This window comes from Streptomyces sp. NPDC046379, from assembly GCF_055587785.1.
This window is the reverse complement of record NZ_JBVJFP010000010.1, coordinates 34,672-52,757: the sequence shown is the minus strand read 5'-3', so window position 1 is coordinate 52,757 and position 18,086 is coordinate 34,672. Positions and strand designations below refer to the sequence as shown.

The window sequence follows — 18,086 nt, the reverse complement described above, 5'->3', positions numbered from 1 at the left end:
CGTCCACTTTCCCCATCCGTAGAGCGAGGTATGTCATGCGCACGTCCAACCTCAGCAGGCGCGCCGTCCTGGCCGGGTCCGCCGCCGTCGCCGCTGCCAGCGCCCTCCCGCTGCGGGCGCACGCCGCCGAGGCGGCCGTCGACGCCCCCGCCTACCGCTGGCGCAACGTCGTCATCGGCGGCACCGGATTCGTCACCGGCCTGCTCTTCCACCCCTCCGTGCGCGGGCTCGCCTACGCCCGCACCGACATCGGCGGGGCCTACCGGTGGGACGAGCGGCGGGCGCGCTGGATCCCGCTCACCGACCACCTCGGATGGGACGACTGGAACCTCCTCGGCGTCGAGGCCATGGCCGTCGACCCGGCGCATCCCGACCGGCTCTACCTCGCGCTCGGCACCTACGCGCAGCCCTGGGCCGGCAACGGCGCCGTGCTGCGGTCCGAGGACCGGGGCCGGACCTGGGCGCGCACCGACCTCACGGTCAAGCTCGGGGCCAACGAGGACGGGCGCGGCTGCGGCGAGCGGCTGCTGGTGGACCCCCGGGACAGCGACACCCTGTGGCTCGGCACCCGGCACGACGGGCTGCTCAGGTCCACCGACCGGGGCGCGACCTGGGCGCCCGTGTCCGGATTCCCGGCGACGCCGAGCGCCACCGGACAGGGGATCACCCTGCTCGTGGCCGCCGGGCGGGCCGTGTACGCCGGGTGGGGCGACGGCGGCGACGCCAACCTCTACCGCACGCTGGACGGCGCCACCTGGCAGGCCGTGCCCGGACAGCCGTCCGGCAGCTTCGCCAAGGTGCCGGTCAGGGCCGCCTACGACCGGCACACCCGCGCCCTGTACGTCACCTACGCCGACGCACCCGGCCCCAACGGCCAGACCGACGGCAGCGTGCACCGGCTGGCCACGGCGAGCGGGACCTGGACCGACGTCACGCCGGCGAAGCCCGACGGCGCCGGGGACTCCTTCGGCTACGGCGGCGTCGCCGTGGACGCGCGCCGGCCCGGGACCGTCGTGGTCTCCACCAACAACCGCTGGGCCGCCGTGGACACCCTGTACCGCTCCACGGACGGCGGACGCAACTGGACGTCCCTGAAGGACGCCGCCGTCCTCGACGTGTCGGAGACGCCCTACCTCAAGTGGGGCGCGGAGCCGAAGTTCGGCTGGTGGATCCAGGCCCTCGCCGTCGACCCGTACGACTCCCGGCACATCGTGTTCGGCACCGGCGCCACCGTCTACGGCACCCGGGACCTGGAGCACTGGGCGCCGCAGATCCGCGGCCTGGAGGAGGCCTCCGTACGGCAGCTGATCTCGCCGCCCACCGGTGAGGCGCACCTGATCAGCGGGCTCGGCGACCTCGGCGTGATGTACCACGAGCGGCTCACCGCCTCCCCGTCCCGCGGCATGGCCTCCAACCCCGTGACCGGGACGTCGACGGGGCTCGCGCAGGCCGCGGCCAGGCCGGCGTACGTCGTCCGCGCCGGCTGGGGCGACCACGGCAACGGGGCGTACTCGCACGACGGCGGGCGCAGCTGGGCCCCCTTCGCCGCCCAGCCGTCCCTCGCCAAGGACGCGCCGGGGCCGATCGCGGCCAACGCCGACGGCAGCGTGCTGCTGTGGTCCTTCGTGCACTGGGACGGCACCAGGCACCCGGCGCACCGCTCCGCCGACAACGGGGCCACCTGGAGCGAGGTCCCCTCCTTCCCGAAGGGCGCCACACCGGTCGCCGACCCGGCCGACCCGCAGCTCTTCTACGCGTACGACACCGACACGGGCACCCTGTTCGCCAGCACCGACGGAGGCCTCACCTTCACCGCCCGCGCCACCGGACTGCCCTCCGGCGACACCCAGTTCAAGGTGGTCGCCGCCCCCGGCCGCTCCGGCGACCTGTGGCTGAGCGCCAAGTGGAACGGGCTGTACCGGTCCACCGACGGCGGGGCCGCCTTCACCAAGGTCGACAGCTGCTGGGCGTCGTACGCCCTCGGCTTCGGCAAGGCCGCCGAGGGAGCGGACTACCCGGCGCTCTACCAGGTCGGCGCCGTCGACACGATCACCGCGATCCACCGTTCCGACGACGGGGCGAGGACCTGGACGCGGATCAACGACGACGCGCACCAGTGGGGCTGGACCGGCGAGACCATCACCGGCGACCCGCGCGTGTACGGCCGGGTGTACGTCGCCACCAACGGGCGCGGCATCCAGTACGGGGAGCCCGTCCGATGACCGCCCGGCCGGGCCTCGGGGACGCGACCCGCGGCGGGCTCCTGTTCGGCGGCGACTACAACCCCGAGCAGTGGCCCGAGGAGACCTGGCACGAGGACGTCCGTCTGATGCGGGAGGCCGGCGTCAACTCGGTCACCCTCGGCGTCTTCTCCTGGGCGAAGCTCGAACCCCGCCCCGGCGAGCGGGACTTCGGCTGGCTGGACCGGCTGATGGACCTGATGCACGACCACGGCATCGGCGTCGTCCTCGCCACCCCCACCGCATCCCCGCCCCCGTGGCTCGGCCGGCTGCACCCCGACACCCTGCCCCGCGACGCCGACGGCCGCGTCGAACTGTGGGGCGGACGCCAGCACTTCTCCCACTCCAGCGCCACCTACCGCCGCCACGCCGCCGCCGTCACCGAGGACCTCGCCGCCCGCTACGGCGGCCACCCCGCCCTCACGATGTGGCACATCAACAACGAGTACTGCACCTTCGACCACGGCGACGAGGCCGCCGCACGCTTCCGCGGCTGGCTCCGGGACCGCTACGGCACCCTCGACGCCCTCAACACCGCCTGGGGCACCGCCTTCTGGAGCCAGGCGTACGACACCTGGGACGGCATCCTGCCCCCGCGCCGCGCCCACTACATGAAGAACCCCGCCCATGTGCTGGACTTCCGGCGCTTCACCTCCGACATGCTGCTGGAGTGCTTCCTCGCCGAGCGGGACATCGTCCGCCGGCACACCCCGCACACCCCGGTGACCACCAACTTCATGCCGCTGTGGCAGGGCCAGGACGCCTGGCGCTGGGCCGAGGAGGAGGATGTCGTCTCCGTCGACCTCTACCCCGACCCGGACGACCCCCTCGGCGCCCAGCACGGCGCCCTGGTGCAGGACATGACCCGCTCGCAGGCGCGGGGCCCGTGGATGCTGATGGAGCAGGCCGCCGGGTCGGTCAACTGGCGCGCGGTGAACCGGCCCAAGCCGCGCGGGCTCAACCGCCTGTGGTCGCTGCAGGCCGTCGCCCGGGGCGCGGACGCCGTCTGCTACTTCCAGTGGCGGCAGTCCCGGCAGGGCGCGGAGAAGTTCCACTCCGCGATGCTCGGCCACGCGGGAGAACAGGGCCGCGCCTTCCGCGAGGTCGTGCGCATCGGCGCCGACCTGGCCCGGATCGCCCCGCACGTCTCGGGCGCCCACACCCCCGGCGACGTGGCGATCCTGCACGACTGGCACTCCTGGTGGGCCGGCGACCACGAGGGCCGGCTCTCCGCCGAGGCCGACCACCCGCGGATCCTGACCGCGTGGCACCGCGCCCTGTGGGAGGCCGGCCTCGCCACCGACTTCGCCCATCCCGCACACGACCTGAGCCGCTACCGCCTCGTGGTCGCGCCGCAGCTGTACCTCCTCACCGACACCGCCGTCGACGGCCTTATCGCGTACGTCGCCGGCGGGGGCGTCCTCGTCTGCGGCTTCCTCACCGGAGCCGCGGACGAGGACGACCGGATCCGCCCCGGCGGCATGGACGCCCGGCTGCGCGACCTGTTCGGCATCCGCGTCCTGCACGAGCGCTGGCCGCTGGCGGCGGGGGAGACCGTCGAGTGCGACGGCTTCCGCGGCACCCTGTGGTCGGAGGAGATCGAGCCCGCCGACGACGCCGACGAGACCGTCCCCTACAAGGGCGGCGAACTCGACGGCATGCCCGCCGTACTGCGCAGGGGCCGTGCCTGGTACGTCTCGACCCTGCCCGAGCCGGACGCCCTGCGCGCCCTGCTCGCCCGCGTCGCCGAGGGCGCGGGAGTCCGCCCGGTCCTCGACGGCGTCCCCGAGGGCGTCGAGGCGGTCCGCCGAGGTGACCTGCTGTTCCTGCTCAACCACCGCCGCGAGCCGGTCGTCGTCCCCGTCCCGGGCAGCCACCGGGACCTGCTCACGGACACGACGGTGAGCGGCGAGGTCCGCCTGGACCGCTACGGCGTGGCGGTGCTGCGCCCATGACGGACCCGACGACGACCGCACCCGTGCACGGCACCTGGGAGCCCGCCCCGGCCGCCCGCTGGGAGGACGCCTTCCTCAGCGGCAACGGCCGCCACGGCGCCCTGGTGTTCGGTGATCCGAACGTCGACCGGGTCGTCGTCACGCATCACACGCTCGTCCGTCCGGGCCAGGACGAGAACCGCACCCCGCCCCGGCTCGCCGCCGAACTCGCCGCCGTCCAGGACCGGCTGCTGGCCGGCGACCGCGCCGCCGCCGAGGGCTTCACCGACGGCCGGCCGCTGCAGTGGGTACGGCCCTTCCACCCGGCCTTCCAGCTCCGCCTGGACCGCGCCCCGGACCACGCCGGCCACCGCTACCGCCGCGCCGTCGACTTCACCACCGGCGAGGCGGTCGCCGAACGCGGCGACTGGAGCAGCCGCGTCTTCGTCTCCCGCGCCGACGACGTGATCGTCCAGCGGGTCGCCGCCCGGCACCTCACCCTCGACGTCCGCCTGGACGCCCGCCTCCCCGGCGCCCCCGCCGCCCTGGGCCTCGGCCACGGAGCCGCCCTGACCTCCGAGGGCGCCCTACTGAGCCTGCGCGCCCGCTACCCCGGCAGCGACCTCGGCTACACCGGCGTCACCCTGCTCGCCGTCGCCGGCGGCGCCACCACCCTCGCGCCCCCCGGCGTCCGCATCCGGGGCGCCCGTTCCGTGCTGCTGCTCACCCGGGTGCGCCGGCACACCGGCGAGGCCGACGTCGTCGCCGAGGCCCGCGCCCTGGCCGACCTGCTCCACGGGACGCCGTACGACGACCTCGGCGACGACGGGACACCGGGCGACGCACCCCGGGACGCCACGCCGTACGACGTCCTGCTCGCCCGGCATCTCGGCCGCCACCGCACCGCCTACGCGCGCGTCACCCTCGACCTCGCCGCCGACCCCGCGGAACGGGCGCTGCCCGGCTCGGACCTGCTCGGGCGGCCGGACAGCCCGGCGCTCCTGGAACGCCTCTTCGCCGCCGGGCGCTACCACCTCCTGTCCGCCTCCGGGATGCTGCCGCCCCGGCTTCCCGGACTGTGGACCGGCGACTGGGACACCGCCTGGTCGGGCGCGTTCACCACCAACGCCAACCTCAACCTCCAGACCGCCTCCGCGGCCTGCGCCGCCCTCCCCGAGGTGACCGAGGCGCACGCCGCCCTGATCCACGGCCAGCTGCCCGACTGGCGGGACAACGCCCGCGCGATCTTCGGCGCCCGCGGCGTCGTCGCGCCCTCGCACACCGACGGCGAGTCCGGGCACACCTACCACTTCAGCCGCGAGTACCCGCTGCACCTGTGGACCGCCGGCGCCGACTGGCTGCTGGCGCCCCTCGTCGACCACGACGAGATCCGCGGCGAGCGCGACCCGCGCACCGCCGCCGCGCTCGCCGAGGCCGCCCTGTTCTACGAGGACTTCCTCAGCCGCACCGACGCCGACGGCAGGGTCGTCGTCGTGCCGTCGTACTCGCCGGAGAACCGGCCCGCCAACGCGAGCTGGGGCGCCGTCGACGCGGCGATGGACCTCTCCGCCGCCCGCCACGCCCTGCGCACCGCCGCCGACTACCACCCCGGCACCCCGCACGCCGACCGCTGGCGCGCCCTCGCCGACCGCGTCCCGCCCCACCGGGTCAACGAGGACGGCGCCCTCGCCGAATGGGCCCGCCCCGACCTGGAGGACACCTACGACCACCGCCACCTCAGCCACCTCTACGGCGTCTGGCCGCTCGACGAGATCAACCCCTACGACACCCCGGACCTCGCCCGCGCCGCCCACCGCGCCCTCGAACTGCGCGGCTGCGAGAACGACTCCGCCCACGGCCACCTGCACCACGCCCTGGTCGCCGCCCGGCTGCGGGACGGCGAACGGGTCGCGCACGCGCTCGGCCGGGTGCTGACCGGCGACTACTTCCACGCCTCCCTGATGAGCGCGCACTACCCGAAGCGCGACGTCTACAACGCCGACGCCGCGCACGCCCTGCCCGCCGTGCTCATCGAGGCGCTCGTCCAGTCGACGCCCGCCCGGCTGGTCCTGCTGCCCGCGCTCCCGCCCACGCTCGCGGCGGGCGAACTGCGGGGCGTGCGGACCCGGTTCGGCGCACGGATCGACCTGACGTGGTCGCCCGACGGCGTGCGGGCCGTGCTGCGACCGCACCGCACCTGCCGCATCGACCTGTGGACTTCCTCCGGTTCCGAGCCGCTCGACCTCGTCGCCGGAGAAGACCGCGTCCTCACCCTGGGGGCGCGGTGACTCCCCGCAATTCCCCAGCAATTCCCCCCACCCATGGAAGGGACACCATGGCAACGACCACCCTCGGCAGGGTCGCCAAGGCCCTGCTGGCCCCGGCGCTCGCGCTCGGCGCGACCGTCGGCCTCGCCTCCGCCCCCGCCCACGCGGCCGTATGGAACTCCTGCGACCAGTGGGGCAACACCACCCTGAACGGCTACACGCTCTACAACAACATCTGGGGCTCCGGCGCCGGCAGCCAGTGCGTGTGGGCCAACTCCGGCACCAACTGGGGCGTGTGGGCGAACCACCCCAACACCGGCGGCATCAAGTCGTACCCCAACTCCAAGAAGGTGATCAACAAGCCGATCACCTCGATCGGCTCGCTCACCAGCAGCTACAACGTCACCGTCCCGTCGTCCGGCGCGTACAACACGTCGTACGACATCTGGGACACCGACTACGACTACGAGATCATGCTCTGGGTCAACCACCACGGAGCCGTCGGCCCGCTGGGCAGCTCGCAGGGCACCGTCAGCCTCGGCGGCCACACCTGGAACGTCTACAAGGGCAGCAACGGCCACAACGAGGTCTTCTCGTTCCTGCGGACCTCCGACTCCAACTCCGGCACCGTCGACATCCTCCCGATCCTGAAGTGGATCAAGGACACCAAGGGCTGGATGGGCAACGAGACCATCGGCGACGTCCAGTTCGGCTACGAGATCACCTCGTCGTCGGGCGGACTGAACTTCACCACCAACAACCTGACGGTCTCCGGGAGTTAGCCGCTCCCGCACGGTTCCATAACCCCGGGCAAGGGGGCGGAACGACAGCTGCCCCGGTGGGGGCCGCCGCGCATACGGTGACCGGCGACCCCCACCGAGGAGCCGCCATGACCCCCTCCCCGCCCCCGCCCGACGAGACCGGAGCGTCCGGCATCAGCCGCAAGAACCTGCTCCGTGCGGCCGTCGCCGCGGGCGCCGCCGTCCCGCTGCTCGCCACCGGCACGGCGGCGCTCGCCCGCGACGCCGGATCGCGCACCCTCACACCGACGCCCTTCTGCGACGACGGCGACGACCCCACGCCCGACCAGATGGAGGGCCCCTACTTCAAACCCAACTCCCCGTTACGCACCAGCCTCGTCACGCCGGGCGTCCCCGGCGCCCGGCTCACCGTCACCGGCCACGTCCTCGGCCGCGACTGCGCCCCGCTGCCCGGAGTCCTGCTCGACTTCTGGCAGGCCGACAACGCGGGCGCCTACGACATGGCCGGACACGCCTTCCGCGGGCACCAGTTCACCAACGGCGCCGGCGCTTTCGTGCTGCACACGATCGTCCCCGGCCTGTACCCCGGCCGCACCCGGCACATCCACGTCAAGGCGCAGGCGCCCGGCGAGCCCGTGCTCACCACGCAGCTCTACTTCCCCGGCGAGCCGCGCAACAGCACGGACGCGCTGTTCGACCCGGAGCTGCTCATGAACGTCCGCGACGCGGGCGGGGGCGCCCGGGCGGGCGTCTTCGACTTCGTGCTGGACGTGCTCGGCGACCCCACCGACCCGCCCCCCGACCCGTCGGGCAGCTGGGCGCCGGGCCGCGCCTACACCGCCGGCGACCGGGTCGCGTACGCCGCGGTCGGCTACCGCTGCCTCCAGGCCCACACCTCGATGCCGGGCTGGGAGCCGCCCAACGTCCCCGCCCTCTGGCGCCGCGAGTGAACCGCCGCGCGGGCCCCGCGGTCCTTCGACGAGGACCGCGGGGCCCGCGCGCGATGCTCGTCGAAGGGCCGTGCGCGGGCCCCGACTCACCCGCGGCCTACGGCTCCCGCACCGGCAGGCTCGCCCCGTCCCGCAGGAACAGCGGGATCCGGTCCAGCGGCGCGTCCACCGTCACCGCCGCACCCCCCTCGTACGACCGCCCCGTCCACGCGTCCGTCCAACGCGCCCCCGCCGGGAGGTACGCCGTGCGGGCCGTCGCGCCCGCCGTGAGCACCGGCGCCACCAGCAGGTCCCGGCCGAAGAGGTAGGCGTCGTCGACCGACCAGGCCCCCTGGTCGTCCGGGAACTCCAGGAACAGCGGCCGCATCACCGGCAGCCCTTCCTCGTGCGCCTCCCGCATCGCCCGCAGCACGTACGGCTTCAGGCGCTCGCGCAGCCGCAGGTACCGCTCCAGGATCGCGCCCGCCTCCTCGCCGTACGACCACACCTCGTTGGGGCCGCCGGTCATGTCCGGGCCGAGCGGCATGCCGGGGTCGCGGAAGCCGTGCAGGCGCATCAGCGGGGAGAACGTGCCGAACTGGAACCAGCGCACCATCACCTCCCGGTACGCCGGGTCGTCCGGGTCGCCGCCGTGGAAGCCGCCGATGTCCGTGTTCCACCAGGGGATGCCGGACAGGGCCGTGTTGAGGCCGGCCGCGATCTGGCGGCGCAGGGTCGGGAAGTCGGTGCCGATGTCGCCGGACCACAGCGCGGCGCCGTAGCGCTGACTGCCCGCCCACGCCGAGCGGTTGAGGGTGATGACCTCGGTCTCGCCGGCGGCGGTCAGGCCCTCGTGGAAGGTGCGGGAGTTCTCGGCCGGGTAGAGGTTGCCGACCTCCAGGCCGGGGCCCGCCCAGTAGCGCAGGTTCTCGGCGAAGCCCGGCTTCAGCTCCGGCTCGCAGGCGTCCAGCCAGAACGCGGTGATGCCGTACGGGAGCAGGTAGTTGTCCCGGACGCGCGACCACACGAAGGCGCGGGCCTCCGGGTTGGTGGCGTCGTAGAAGGCGACCTGGACGGTGGAGGCGACCTCCTTGTCCGGCCAGTCGGCGTGCGCCATCGGGCCGTACTGGGTGCCGATGAAGTAGCCGCGCTGCTCCATCAGGGAGTGGTTCTCCGACAGCGGGGAGACCGACGGCCACACCGACACGACCAGTTTGATGCCGAGTTCGTCCAGCTCACGGACCATCGCGGCCGGGTCGGGCCACTCCTTCGGGTCGAACTTCCACTCGCCCAGATGCGTCCAGTGGAAGAAGTCGCACACGATCGCGTCGATGGGCAGGCCCCGCCGCTTGTACTCCCGCGCCACCGCGAGGAGTTCCTCCTGGGTGCGGTAGCGCAGCTTGCACTGCCAGAACCCGGCCGCCCACTGGGGCAGCATCGGGGTGCGGCCGGTGACCGCGCTGTAGCGCCGCTGGGCGTCGGCCGGGGCGCCCGCGGTGATCCAGTAGTCGATCTGGCGGGCCGAGTCGGCGACCCAGCGGGTGCCGTTGTGGGCCAGCTCCACCCGGCCGATCGCCGGGTTGTTCCACAGCAGCGTGTAGCCGCGGCTGGAGGTGAGCACCGGGATGCCGACCTCGGCGTTGCGCTGGACCAGGTCCACCACCAGGCCCTTCTGGTCGAGCCGGCCGTGCTGGTGCTGGCCCAGCCCGTACAGCTTCTCGCCCTCGTAGGCGGCGAACCGCTGCTCCAGGCGGTGGTGTCCGTTGCCCACGGCGGTGTAGAGGCGCGGGCCCGGCCACCAGAAGTGGGCGCGCTCCTCGGAGAGCAGTTCCTCCCCGTCGGCCGTGCGCAGGAACCGGATCATCCCCTCGGCGTCGACGTGCACGGTCAGCGCGCCGACGATCAGCCGCGCCTCCCCGTCGCCGACCTTGACCGTGCTCGCGGTCGCCGGGGCCTCGTCCAGCAGCGCCCCGGGCAGCGCGTCCAGGACCGGACCGCCGAGCCGCGCCCGGACCCGGACCGCGTCCGGACCCCACGGCTCGATCCGCACGGTCTCCTGGCGGCCGCTCCACTCCAGCCCGCCGTCCCGCTCACGGAACGTTCCGACGGTGGGGGAGGACTGCGCGAGGCTGACCTTGGGCTGGACGTCGGAGGGGCCGTGGGCCGGGAGGCCGGCGGGCCGGTCGGCGGACCCGTTCCCGGCCGAGCGGTCCGCGACCGGCTGGTCCCCGGCCGACTGGATCCCGGCCGACTTGTTCTCGGCCGACTGGCTTCCGGCAGACTGGGTTTCGGCAGGCTGATTCACGTGGGGTGCTCCTGTGAGGAGTGGAGACAGGGGCGTGCCCCGGCGTGGGGCACGGGGGAGCGGGGCGTCAGGACCCGGCGGGCGCCGGTCCCGTGCTGGCCCGGACCGTCAACTCGGGGGCGATCAGGACCACGTCGTCCGCGCCCCGGCCGTCCAGCTTGGCCATCAGGCGGGCCACGGCGATCCGGCCCATCTCCTGCGCCGGGATGGCGACCGACGTCAGCCGCACCGAGGCCTGGGTCGCCACCTGGTCCGGGCAGATCGCGACGACCGACACGTCCTCGGGGACGGCCCGGCCCTGCTGGCGCAGCAGCGCGAGCAGCGGTTCGACCGCCGACTCGTTCTGCACGACGAAACCCGTGGTCGCCGGACGTTCGTCGAAGACCCGGGCGAGCGTTGCCGCCATCGCGTCGTACCCGCCCTCGCAGGGCCGGTGCAGCACCCGCAGACCCAGCTCGCGGGCGCGGGCGCGGACGCCGTGCAGGGTGCGCTCGGCGAAGCCGGTGTGCCGCTCGTACACCGCGGGCGCCTCGCCGATGACGGCGACGTCACGGTGACCGAGGTCCGCCAGATGCTCCACGCACAGCGCGCCGGTGGCCGCGAAGTCCAGGTCGACGCAGGTCAAGCCGCTGGTGTCGGTCGGCAGACCGATCAGCACGGAGGGCTGGTCGGTGCCGCGCAGCAGCGGCAGCCGCTCGTCCTCCAGCTCGACGTCCATCAGGATCATCGCGTCCGCGAGGCCGCTGCCGGTGACCCGGCGCACCGCGTCGGGACCCTCCTCGCCGGTGAGCAGCAGGACGTCGTACCCGTGCGTGCGGGCGGTGGTGGCCACGGCGATGGCGATCTCCATCATCACCGGCACGTACATGTCCGTGCGCAGCGGGATCATCAGCGCGATGATGTTCGACCGGCTGCTCGCCAGGGCCCGGGCGCCGGCGTTCGGGTGGTAGCCCAGCTCCCGGATGGACTGCTCGACCCGCTGCCGGGTGGTCGCGGAGATGGACCGCTTGCCGCTGAGGACATAGCTCACCGTGCTCGCCGACACTCCGGCGTGCTGGGCGACCTCGGCGAGGGTGACCATCCAGCTCTCCAAGCTTTGTGAAGCGCTTCGACAGTGCGCATTGCGAACAACGGCGGGTGAGGGTGGTTCGACAGTAGCTCCAGCGGGGGTGGGTGTCCATAGGCCGTCGAAGCGCTTCGACACTTTCTGCCGGGAACCTCGTGCCGGGCGGTGCCGGAACCGTCCGCCGTCCGCCTTCCGGCCCTCCCGACGACCCCGTCCGGCGGCGGCCGAAGGGGCGTACGCGAACCGCCCGTCCCCGGCAGGACCCCATGCAACACCGCAGGCCCCGTATGTCCAAGCGGGCCCGGACCGTCGACGCGCTGCCGCCGCCCCGGCGGGGGTCGACGTGCGACAGCGTCAACCCCGTTGTACGGCGGCGTCGGCCTCGGCGGCGCCCTGCGCACTCCGCCGGCATCGGCCGAACGGCCGCGCGAAGGGTGGTGGCTTTGCCCCGGATCGGGTACGAACGATCGAGTAGCACCCGTCGGCAACCGCATGGACCCCGATCCCGATTCGCGGCGAGGTGACCCTCATGTCCGCAGAGCCCGCAGCTGCCCCCCGTCCCACCGTCACCGAACGTGAGGCCCGCCAAGTGGCGGAGGCGGCCCGTGAACAGACCTGGCGCAAGCCCAGCTTCGCCAAGGAGCTGTTCCTCGGCCGCTTCCGCCTCGACCTCATCCACCCCCACCCGCTCCCGGCCGACGAGGACGCCCGGCGCGGCGAGGAGTTCCTCGCCCGGCTGCGCGACTTCTGCGGGACGAGCATCGACTCGGCCCGCATCGAACGCGAAGCCCGCATCCCCGACGAGGTCATCGCCGGACTCCGGGAGATCGGCGCCCTCGGCATGAAGATCGACACCCGCTACGGCGGCCTGGGCCTGACGCAGGTCTACTACAACAAGGCCCTCGCCCTGGTCGGCTCCGCCAGCCCGGCGGTCGGCGCGCTGCTGTCGGCCCACCAGTCGATCGGCGTGCCGCAGCCGCTGAAGATGTTCGGCACGCAGGAGCAGAAGGACGCCTTCCTGCCCCGCTGCGCCCGCCACGACATCTCCGCCTTCCTGCTGACCGAGCCCGACGTCGGCTCCGACCCGGCCCGCCTCGCCACGACCGCCGTCCCCGACGGCGACGACTACGTCCTCGACGGGGTGAAGCTCTGGACCACCAACGGCGTCGTCGCCGACCTCCTCGTCGTCATGGCCCGCGTCCCGAAGTCCGAGGGGCACCGGGGCGGCATCACCGCCTTCGTCGTCGAGGCCGGCTCCGAGGGCATCACCGTCGAGAACCGCAACGCCTTCATGGGCCTGCGCGGCATCGAGAACGGCGTCACCCGCTTCCACCGGGTGCGCGTCCCCGCCGCCAACCGCATCGGCCCCGAGGGCGCCGGTCTCAGGATCGCCCTGACCACCCTCAACACCGGGCGGCTCTCCCTGCCCGCGATGTGCGTGGGCGCCGGGAAGTGGTGCCTGAAGATCGCCCGCGAGTGGTCGGCCGTCCGCGAGCAGTGGGGCAAGCCCGTCGCCCTGCACGAGGCGGTCGGCTCGAAGATCAGCTTCATCGCCGCCACCACCTTCGCCCTGGAGGCGGTCCTCGACCTGTCCTCCCAGATGGCCGACGAGGACCGCAACGACATCCGCATCGAGGCCGCCCTCGCCAAGCTCTACGGCTCCGAGATGGCCTGGCTGATGGCCGACGAACTCGTCCAGATCCGCGGCGGCCGGGGCTTCGAGACCGCCGAGTCGCTCGCCGCCCGCGGCGAACGGTCCGTGCCCGCCGAGCAGATGCTGCGCGACCTGCGGATCAACCGCATCTTCGAGGGCTCGACCGAGATCATGCACCTGCTCATCGCCCGCGAGGCGGTCGACGCCCACCTGTCGGTGGCGGGCGACCTGATCGACCCCGACAAGTCCCTCCAGGACAAGGCGCGGGCCGGCGCGGGCGCGGGCGTCTTCTACGCCAAGTGGCTGCCGAAACTCATCGCCGGACCGGGCCAACTGCCCACGTCCTACGCGCAGTTCCGACACCAGGGCGTCGACCTCTCCGGCCACCTCCGCTTCGTCGAACGGCACGCCCGCAAACTCGCCCGCTCCACCTTCTACGCCATGTCCCGCTGGCAGGGCCGGATGGAGACCAAGCAGGGCTTCCTCGGCCGGATCGTGGACATCGGAGCGGAACTCTTCGCGATGAGCGCCGCCTGCGTCCGCGCCGAACTGCTCCGCTCCCGCGGCGACCACGGCCGCGAGGCATACCGACTGGCCGACGCCTTCTGCCACCAGTCCCGCCTGCGCGTCGACGCCCTCTTCACCCGCCTGTGGGCCAACACGGACGACCTGGACCGCAAGGTCGTCAAGGACGTCCTGGCGGGCGCGTACGAGTGGCTGGAACACGGCATCGTCGACCCGTCGGGGGAGGGGCCGTGGATCGCGGACGCGACGCCGGGGGAGAGCGAACGGGAGAACGTGCACCGCCGCATCGAGTGACGCGGGCTGCGGACTGCCGGGCGGCATCGGCCACCGCGTGGGCCGGCCGGTGACCGACGCGAGCGCATTCGGCCCGGCCCGACGGCGGGCTGCGGCGATCCCCCTTCGCCACAACGACGCCGCTGTCCTCCCGGGCGCGCGGTGCGGCCACAATGGGTCCATGAGCGACAGTCCAGCCCCCCTCGCCGACCCGCACCTGGTGTACGACCCCGTCGCGGGCGACGGCCCGAAGGACGTGGTGATCCTCGGCTCCACCGGGTCGATCGGGACCCAGGCCATCGACCTCGTGCTGCGCAACCCCGACCGCTTCCGGGTCACCGCCCTGTCCGCAGGCGGCGGCCAGGTCGCCCTTCTCGCCGAGCAGGCGCACCGGCTGCGGGTGCGGACGGTCGCGGTCGCCCGCGAGGACGCCGTACCGCAGCTGCGCGAGGCCCTCGCCGCGCGGTACGGCGCCGGGGAGCCGCTGCCCGAGATCCTCGGCGGTCCCGACGCGGCCACCGAGGTCGCCGCCTCCGACTGCCACACCGTCCTCAACGGCATCACCGGCTCCATCGGCCTCGCCCCGACCCTCGCCGCCCTGGGGGCGGGCCGTACCCTCGCGCTCGCCAACAAGGAGTCGCTCATCGTCGGCGGCCCGCTGGTCAAGGCGCTCGCCAAGCCGGGCCAGATCATCCCGGTCGACTCCGAGCACGCCGCCCTCTTCCAGGCCCTCGCCGCCGGCACCCGCGCCGACGTCCGCAAGCTGGTCGTCACCGCGTCCGGCGGCCCCTTCCGCGGCCGTACGAAGGCGGAGCTGGCCCACGTCACCGTCGAGGACGCCCTCGCCCACCCCACCTGGGCCATGGGACCGGTGATCACGATCAACTCCGCGACCCTGGTCAACAAGGGCCTGGAGGTCATCGAGGCGCACCTGCTCTACGACATTCCCTTCGACCGCATCGAGGTGGTCGTACACCCGCAGTCGTACGTCCATTCGATGGTCGAGTTCATGGACGGGTCCACCCTGGCCCAGGCGACCCCCCCGGACATGCGCGGGCCGATCGCCATCGGTCTCGGCTGGCCCGAACGGGTGCCCGACGCGGCCCCCGCGTTCGACTGGAGCACGGCGTCGACCTGGGAGTTCTTCCCCCTGGACAACGACGCCTTCCCCTCCGTGAACCTCGCCCGGCACGTCGGCGAGCTCGCGGGCACCGCCCCGGCGGTGTTCAATGCGGCCAACGAGGAGTGCGTCGAGGCCTTCCGCGCCGGCGCACTGCCGTTCAACGGGATCATGGAGACCGTCACCCGGGTCGTCGAGGAACACGGCGTCCCGCGGACGGGAACTTCGCTCACCGTGCCGGACGTCCTCGAAGCGGAGACCTGGGCGCGGGCACGGGCCCGGGAACTCACAGTCCCGACGGCGAGCGCGGAGGCGCGTGCATGACGACCCTGATGATGATCCTCGGCATAGTCGTGTTCGCGGTCGGCCTGCTGATCTCGATCGCCTGGCACGAGCTGGGGCATCTGTCCACGGCCAAGATGTTCGGCATCCGCGTGCCGCAGTACATGGTCGGTTTCGGCCCGACCATCTGGTCCCGCACGAAGGGCGAGACCGAGTACGGGGTCAAGGCCATCCCCATGGGCGGCTACATCCGCATGATCGGCATGTTCCCGCCCGGCCCCGACGGCAAGCTGGAGGCCCGCTCCACCTCGCCCTGGCGCGGCATGATCGAGGACGCCCGCTCGGCGGCCTTCGAGGAACTGCGCCCCGGCGACGAGACCCGCCTGTTCTACACGCGCAAGCCCTGGAAACGGGTCGTGGTGATGTTCGCGGGCCCCTTCATGAACCTCGTCCTCGCGGTGGCGCTGTTCCTGATCGTGCTCATGGGCTTCGGCATCTCCCAGCAGACCACCACCGTCAGCTCGGTCTCCCAGTGCGTCATCGCGCAGAGCGAGAACCGCGACAAGTGCCGCGAGTCCGACGAGCCCTCCCCGGCCGCCGCGGCCGGACTCCAGGCCGGCGACCGGATCGTCGCCTTCGACGGCGTCCGCACCGAGACCTGGAACCAGCTCTCCGACCTGATCCGCGCCCACCCCGGCGAGACCGTCCCGATCGTCGTCGAGCGCGACGGCCGTGAGGTGCCCCTGGAGGCGACGATCGCCACCAACCAGGTCGCCAAGAAGGACTCCAGCGGTCAGGTCGTCGAGGGCGAGTACGTCACCGCCGGCTTCCTGGGCTTCAGCGCCGCCACCGGCGTCGTCCGCCAGGACTTCGACGACTCCCTCACCTGGATGGGCGACCGCATCGGCGACGCCGTCGACTCCCTCGCCGCGCTGCCCGGCAAGATCCCCGCCCTGTGGGACGCGGCCTTCGGCGGCGCCGAGCGCGAACCGGACTCCCCGATGGGCGTCGTCGGCGCGGCCCGCGTGGGCGGCGAGATCTTCACCCTGGACATACCGCCCACCCAGCAGCTGGCCATGGCCCTGATGCTGGTCGCCGGCTTCAACCTCTCCCTGTTCCTGTTCAACATGCTCCCGCTGCTGCCGCTGGACGGCGGGCACATCGCGGGCGCGCTGTGGGAGTCGCTGCGGCGCAACGTCGCGAAGGTGCTGCGCCGGCCGGACCCGGGCCCGTTCGACGTGGCGAAGCTGATGCCGGTGGCCTACGTGGTCGCGGGGATCTTCATCTGCTTCACCGTCCTGGTGCTGATCGCCGACGTGGTCAACCCGGTGAGAATCTCCTAGCCACACGGGCGTTACCCGCGGCCCGGCACGGTGATGTGCCGGGCCGCTTCCTTCGAGCGGCTTCACCGACGTCATGTCCTCGCGCCCGGGCGCGTACCGTAATCTCGAAGCCTGGAGCCCGCCGCTGACGGGACCGGACCTTGATCCACGACTTGGGGTTGCACAGCAGATGACTGCGATTTCTCTCGGCATGCCGTCCGTTCCGACCAAGCTCGCCGAGCGCCGCAAGAGCCGGCAGATCCAGGTCGGGTCCGTGGCGGTCGGCGGGGACGCGCCGGTTTCGGTCCAGTCGATGACGACCACGCGCACGTCCGACATCGGCGCCACGCTCCAGCAGATCGCCGAGCTGACCGCCTCCGGCTGCCAGATCGTGCGCGTCGCCTGCCCGACGCAGGACGACGCCGACGCCCTCGCGACCATCGCCCGCAAGTCCCAGATCCCGGTCATCGCCGACATCCACTTCCAGCCGAAGTACGTCTTCGCCGCGATCGAGGCCGGCTGCGCGGCGGTGCGGGTCAACCCGGGCAACATCAAGCAGTTCGACGACAAGGTCAAGGAGATCGCCAAGGCCGCCAAGGACCACGGCACGCCGATCCGCATCGGCGTCAACGCGGGTTCCCTGGACCGGCGGCTGCTCCAGAAGTACGGCAAGGCGACGCCCGAGGCGCTGGTCGAGTCGGCCCTGTGGGAGGCGTCCCTCTTCGAGGAGCACGACTTCCGGGACATCAAGATCTCCGTCAAGCACAACGACCCGGTCGTGATGATCGAGGCGTACCGGCAGCTCGCCGCCCAGTGCGACTACCCCCTCCACCTCGGCGTCACCGAGGCGGGCCCGGCCTTCCAGGGCACGATCAAGTCCGCCGTCGCCTTCGGCGCCCTGCTCTCCCAGGGCATCGGCGACACCATCCGCGTCTCCCTCTCCGCGCCGCCCGCCGAGGAGGTCAAGGTCGGCATCCAGATCCTGGAGTCCCTGAACCTCAAGGAGCGCGGCCTGGAGATCGTCTCCTGCCCGTCCTGCGGCCGCGCCCAGGTCGACGTCTACAAGCTGGCCGAGGAGGTCACCGCGGGCCTGACCGGCATGGAGGTCCCCCTCCGCGTCGCCGTCATGGGCTGCGTCGTCAACGGCCCCGGCGAGGCCCGCGAGGCCGACCTCGGCGTCGCCTCCGGCAACGGCAAGGGCCAGATCTTCGTCAAGGGCGAGGTCATCAAGACGGTCCCCGAGTCCAAGATCGTGGAAACCCTGATCGAGGAAGCGATGAAGCTGGCCGAGCAGATGGAGGCGGCGGGCGTCCCGTCGGGCGAGCCGTCGGTGTCGGTGGCGGACTGACACGGGGCGGCCGAGAAACCGGCCGAAGGGGCGCCGTCCCGGGGGGGCACCGCGAGGATG

The 18,086-nt window shown here is 73.0% G+C and carries 11 protein-coding genes; 9 read left to right on the top strand and 2 right to left on the bottom strand.

Annotation, left to right across the window (positions count from 1 at the left end; all coding sequences use genetic code 11):
* Positions 1–35: 35 nt before the first annotated feature.
* The 5 genes from ACZ6KF_RS18675 (at position 36) to ACZ6KF_RS18655 (ending at position 8,152) form a co-directional block, all read left to right on the top strand.
* Complete coding sequence (locus ACZ6KF_RS18675) at positions 36–2,222, top strand: 1,4-beta-glucanase (protein WP_469239252.1); 2,187 nt, start codon at positions 36–38, stop codon at positions 2,220–2,222.
* On the top strand, positions 2,219–4,195 hold the full coding sequence (locus ACZ6KF_RS18670) for a beta-galactosidase (protein WP_469239249.1): 1,977 nt from the start codon (positions 2,219–2,221) through the stop codon (positions 4,193–4,195). The genes ACZ6KF_RS18675 and ACZ6KF_RS18670 overlap by 4 nt, the downstream gene beginning before the upstream one ends.
* Complete coding sequence (locus tag ACZ6KF_RS18665; RefSeq protein WP_469239247.1) at positions 4,192–6,462, top strand: glycosyl hydrolase family 95 catalytic domain-containing protein; 2,271 nt, start codon at positions 4,192–4,194, stop codon at positions 6,460–6,462. Before ACZ6KF_RS18670 ends, ACZ6KF_RS18665 begins: the two co-directional genes overlap by 4 nt.
* Before the next feature lie 47 nt (positions 6,463–6,509).
* Positions 6,510–7,223 carry a glycoside hydrolase family 12 protein gene (locus ACZ6KF_RS18660; RefSeq protein ID WP_356629946.1) on the top strand — a complete coding sequence of 238 codons (714 nt, stop codon included), beginning with the start codon at positions 6,510–6,512 and terminating at the stop codon, positions 7,221–7,223.
* Positions 7,224–7,330: 107 nt separating this feature from the next.
* Positions 7,331–8,152, top strand: a complete 822-nt coding sequence (locus ACZ6KF_RS18655; protein ID WP_469177235.1) for a dioxygenase family protein — start codon at positions 7,331–7,333, stop codon at positions 8,150–8,152.
* A 97-nt stretch (positions 8,153–8,249) separates the two neighbouring features.
* Here the strand turns inward: ACZ6KF_RS18655 and ACZ6KF_RS18650 are convergent, their stop codons facing one another.
* Together ACZ6KF_RS18650 and ACZ6KF_RS18645 are read right to left on the bottom strand one after the other, a co-directional pair.
* On the bottom strand, positions 8,250–10,436 hold the full coding sequence (locus ACZ6KF_RS18650; RefSeq protein WP_356629941.1) for a glycoside hydrolase family 31 protein: 2,187 nt from the start codon (positions 10,434–10,436) through the stop codon (positions 8,250–8,252).
* Between the two features lie 67 nt (positions 10,437–10,503).
* A complete protein-coding gene (locus tag ACZ6KF_RS18645; RefSeq protein ID WP_356629939.1) occupies positions 10,504–11,517 on the bottom strand; it encodes a LacI family DNA-binding transcriptional regulator in 1,014 nt (337 codons plus the stop codon).
* Positions 11,518–12,031: 514 nt separating this feature from the next.
* Between ACZ6KF_RS18645 and ACZ6KF_RS18640 the strand changes: the two genes are divergently transcribed.
* The 4 genes from ACZ6KF_RS18640 (at position 12,032) to ispG (ending at position 18,026) form a co-directional block, all read left to right on the top strand.
* Positions 12,032–13,975, top strand: a complete 1,944-nt coding sequence (locus ACZ6KF_RS18640) for an acyl-CoA dehydrogenase family protein (RefSeq protein WP_356629937.1) — start codon at positions 12,032–12,034, stop codon at positions 13,973–13,975.
* A gap of 160 nt (positions 13,976–14,135) precedes the next feature.
* Positions 14,136–15,398, top strand: coding sequence for a 1-deoxy-D-xylulose-5-phosphate reductoisomerase (gene dxr / locus ACZ6KF_RS18635; RefSeq protein WP_469239245.1), 1,263 nt, complete (start codon positions 14,136–14,138; stop codon positions 15,396–15,398).
* A gap of 8 nt (positions 15,399–15,406) precedes the next feature.
* Complete coding sequence (locus ACZ6KF_RS18630) at positions 15,407–16,699, top strand: M50 family metallopeptidase (RefSeq protein WP_469159069.1); 1,293 nt, start codon at positions 15,407–15,409, stop codon at positions 16,697–16,699.
* Positions 16,700–16,868: 169 nt separating this feature from the next.
* Entirely contained in the window at positions 16,869–18,026 is a 1,158-nt protein-coding gene (gene ispG / locus ACZ6KF_RS18625) for a flavodoxin-dependent (E)-4-hydroxy-3-methylbut-2-enyl-diphosphate synthase (RefSeq protein WP_356629933.1), read from the top strand.
* Positions 18,027–18,086: the final 60 nt, after the last annotated feature.

What these genes read in the sequence shown, in the direction of transcription:
- ACZ6KF_RS18675 (WP_469239252.1), top strand. Translation starts at nt 36, where the DNA reads ATGCGCACGTCCAACCTCAGCAGGCGCGCCGTCCTGGCCGGGTCCGCC.
- ACZ6KF_RS18670 (WP_469239249.1), top strand. Translation starts at nt 2,219, where the DNA reads ATGACCGCCCGGCCGGGCCTCGGGGACGCGACCCGCGGCGGGCTCCTG.
- ACZ6KF_RS18665 (WP_469239247.1), top strand. Translation starts at nt 4,192, where the DNA reads ATGACGGACCCGACGACGACCGCACCCGTGCACGGCACCTGGGAGCCC.
- ACZ6KF_RS18660 (WP_356629946.1), top strand. Translation starts at nt 6,510, where the DNA reads ATGGCAACGACCACCCTCGGCAGGGTCGCCAAGGCCCTGCTGGCCCCG.
- ACZ6KF_RS18655 (WP_469177235.1), top strand. Translation starts at nt 7,331, where the DNA reads ATGACCCCCTCCCCGCCCCCGCCCGACGAGACCGGAGCGTCCGGCATC.
- ACZ6KF_RS18645 (WP_356629939.1), bottom strand. Translation starts at nt 11,517, where the DNA reads ATGGTCACCCTCGCCGAGGTCGCCCAGCACGCCGGAGTGTCGGCGAGC.
- ACZ6KF_RS18640 (WP_356629937.1), top strand. Translation starts at nt 12,032, where the DNA reads ATGTCCGCAGAGCCCGCAGCTGCCCCCCGTCCCACCGTCACCGAACGT.
- dxr (WP_469239245.1), top strand. Translation starts at nt 14,136, where the DNA reads ATGAGCGACAGTCCAGCCCCCCTCGCCGACCCGCACCTGGTGTACGAC.
- ACZ6KF_RS18630 (WP_469159069.1), top strand. Translation starts at nt 15,407, where the DNA reads ATGATGATCCTCGGCATAGTCGTGTTCGCGGTCGGCCTGCTGATCTCG.
- ispG (WP_356629933.1), top strand. Translation starts at nt 16,869, where the DNA reads ATGACTGCGATTTCTCTCGGCATGCCGTCCGTTCCGACCAAGCTCGCC.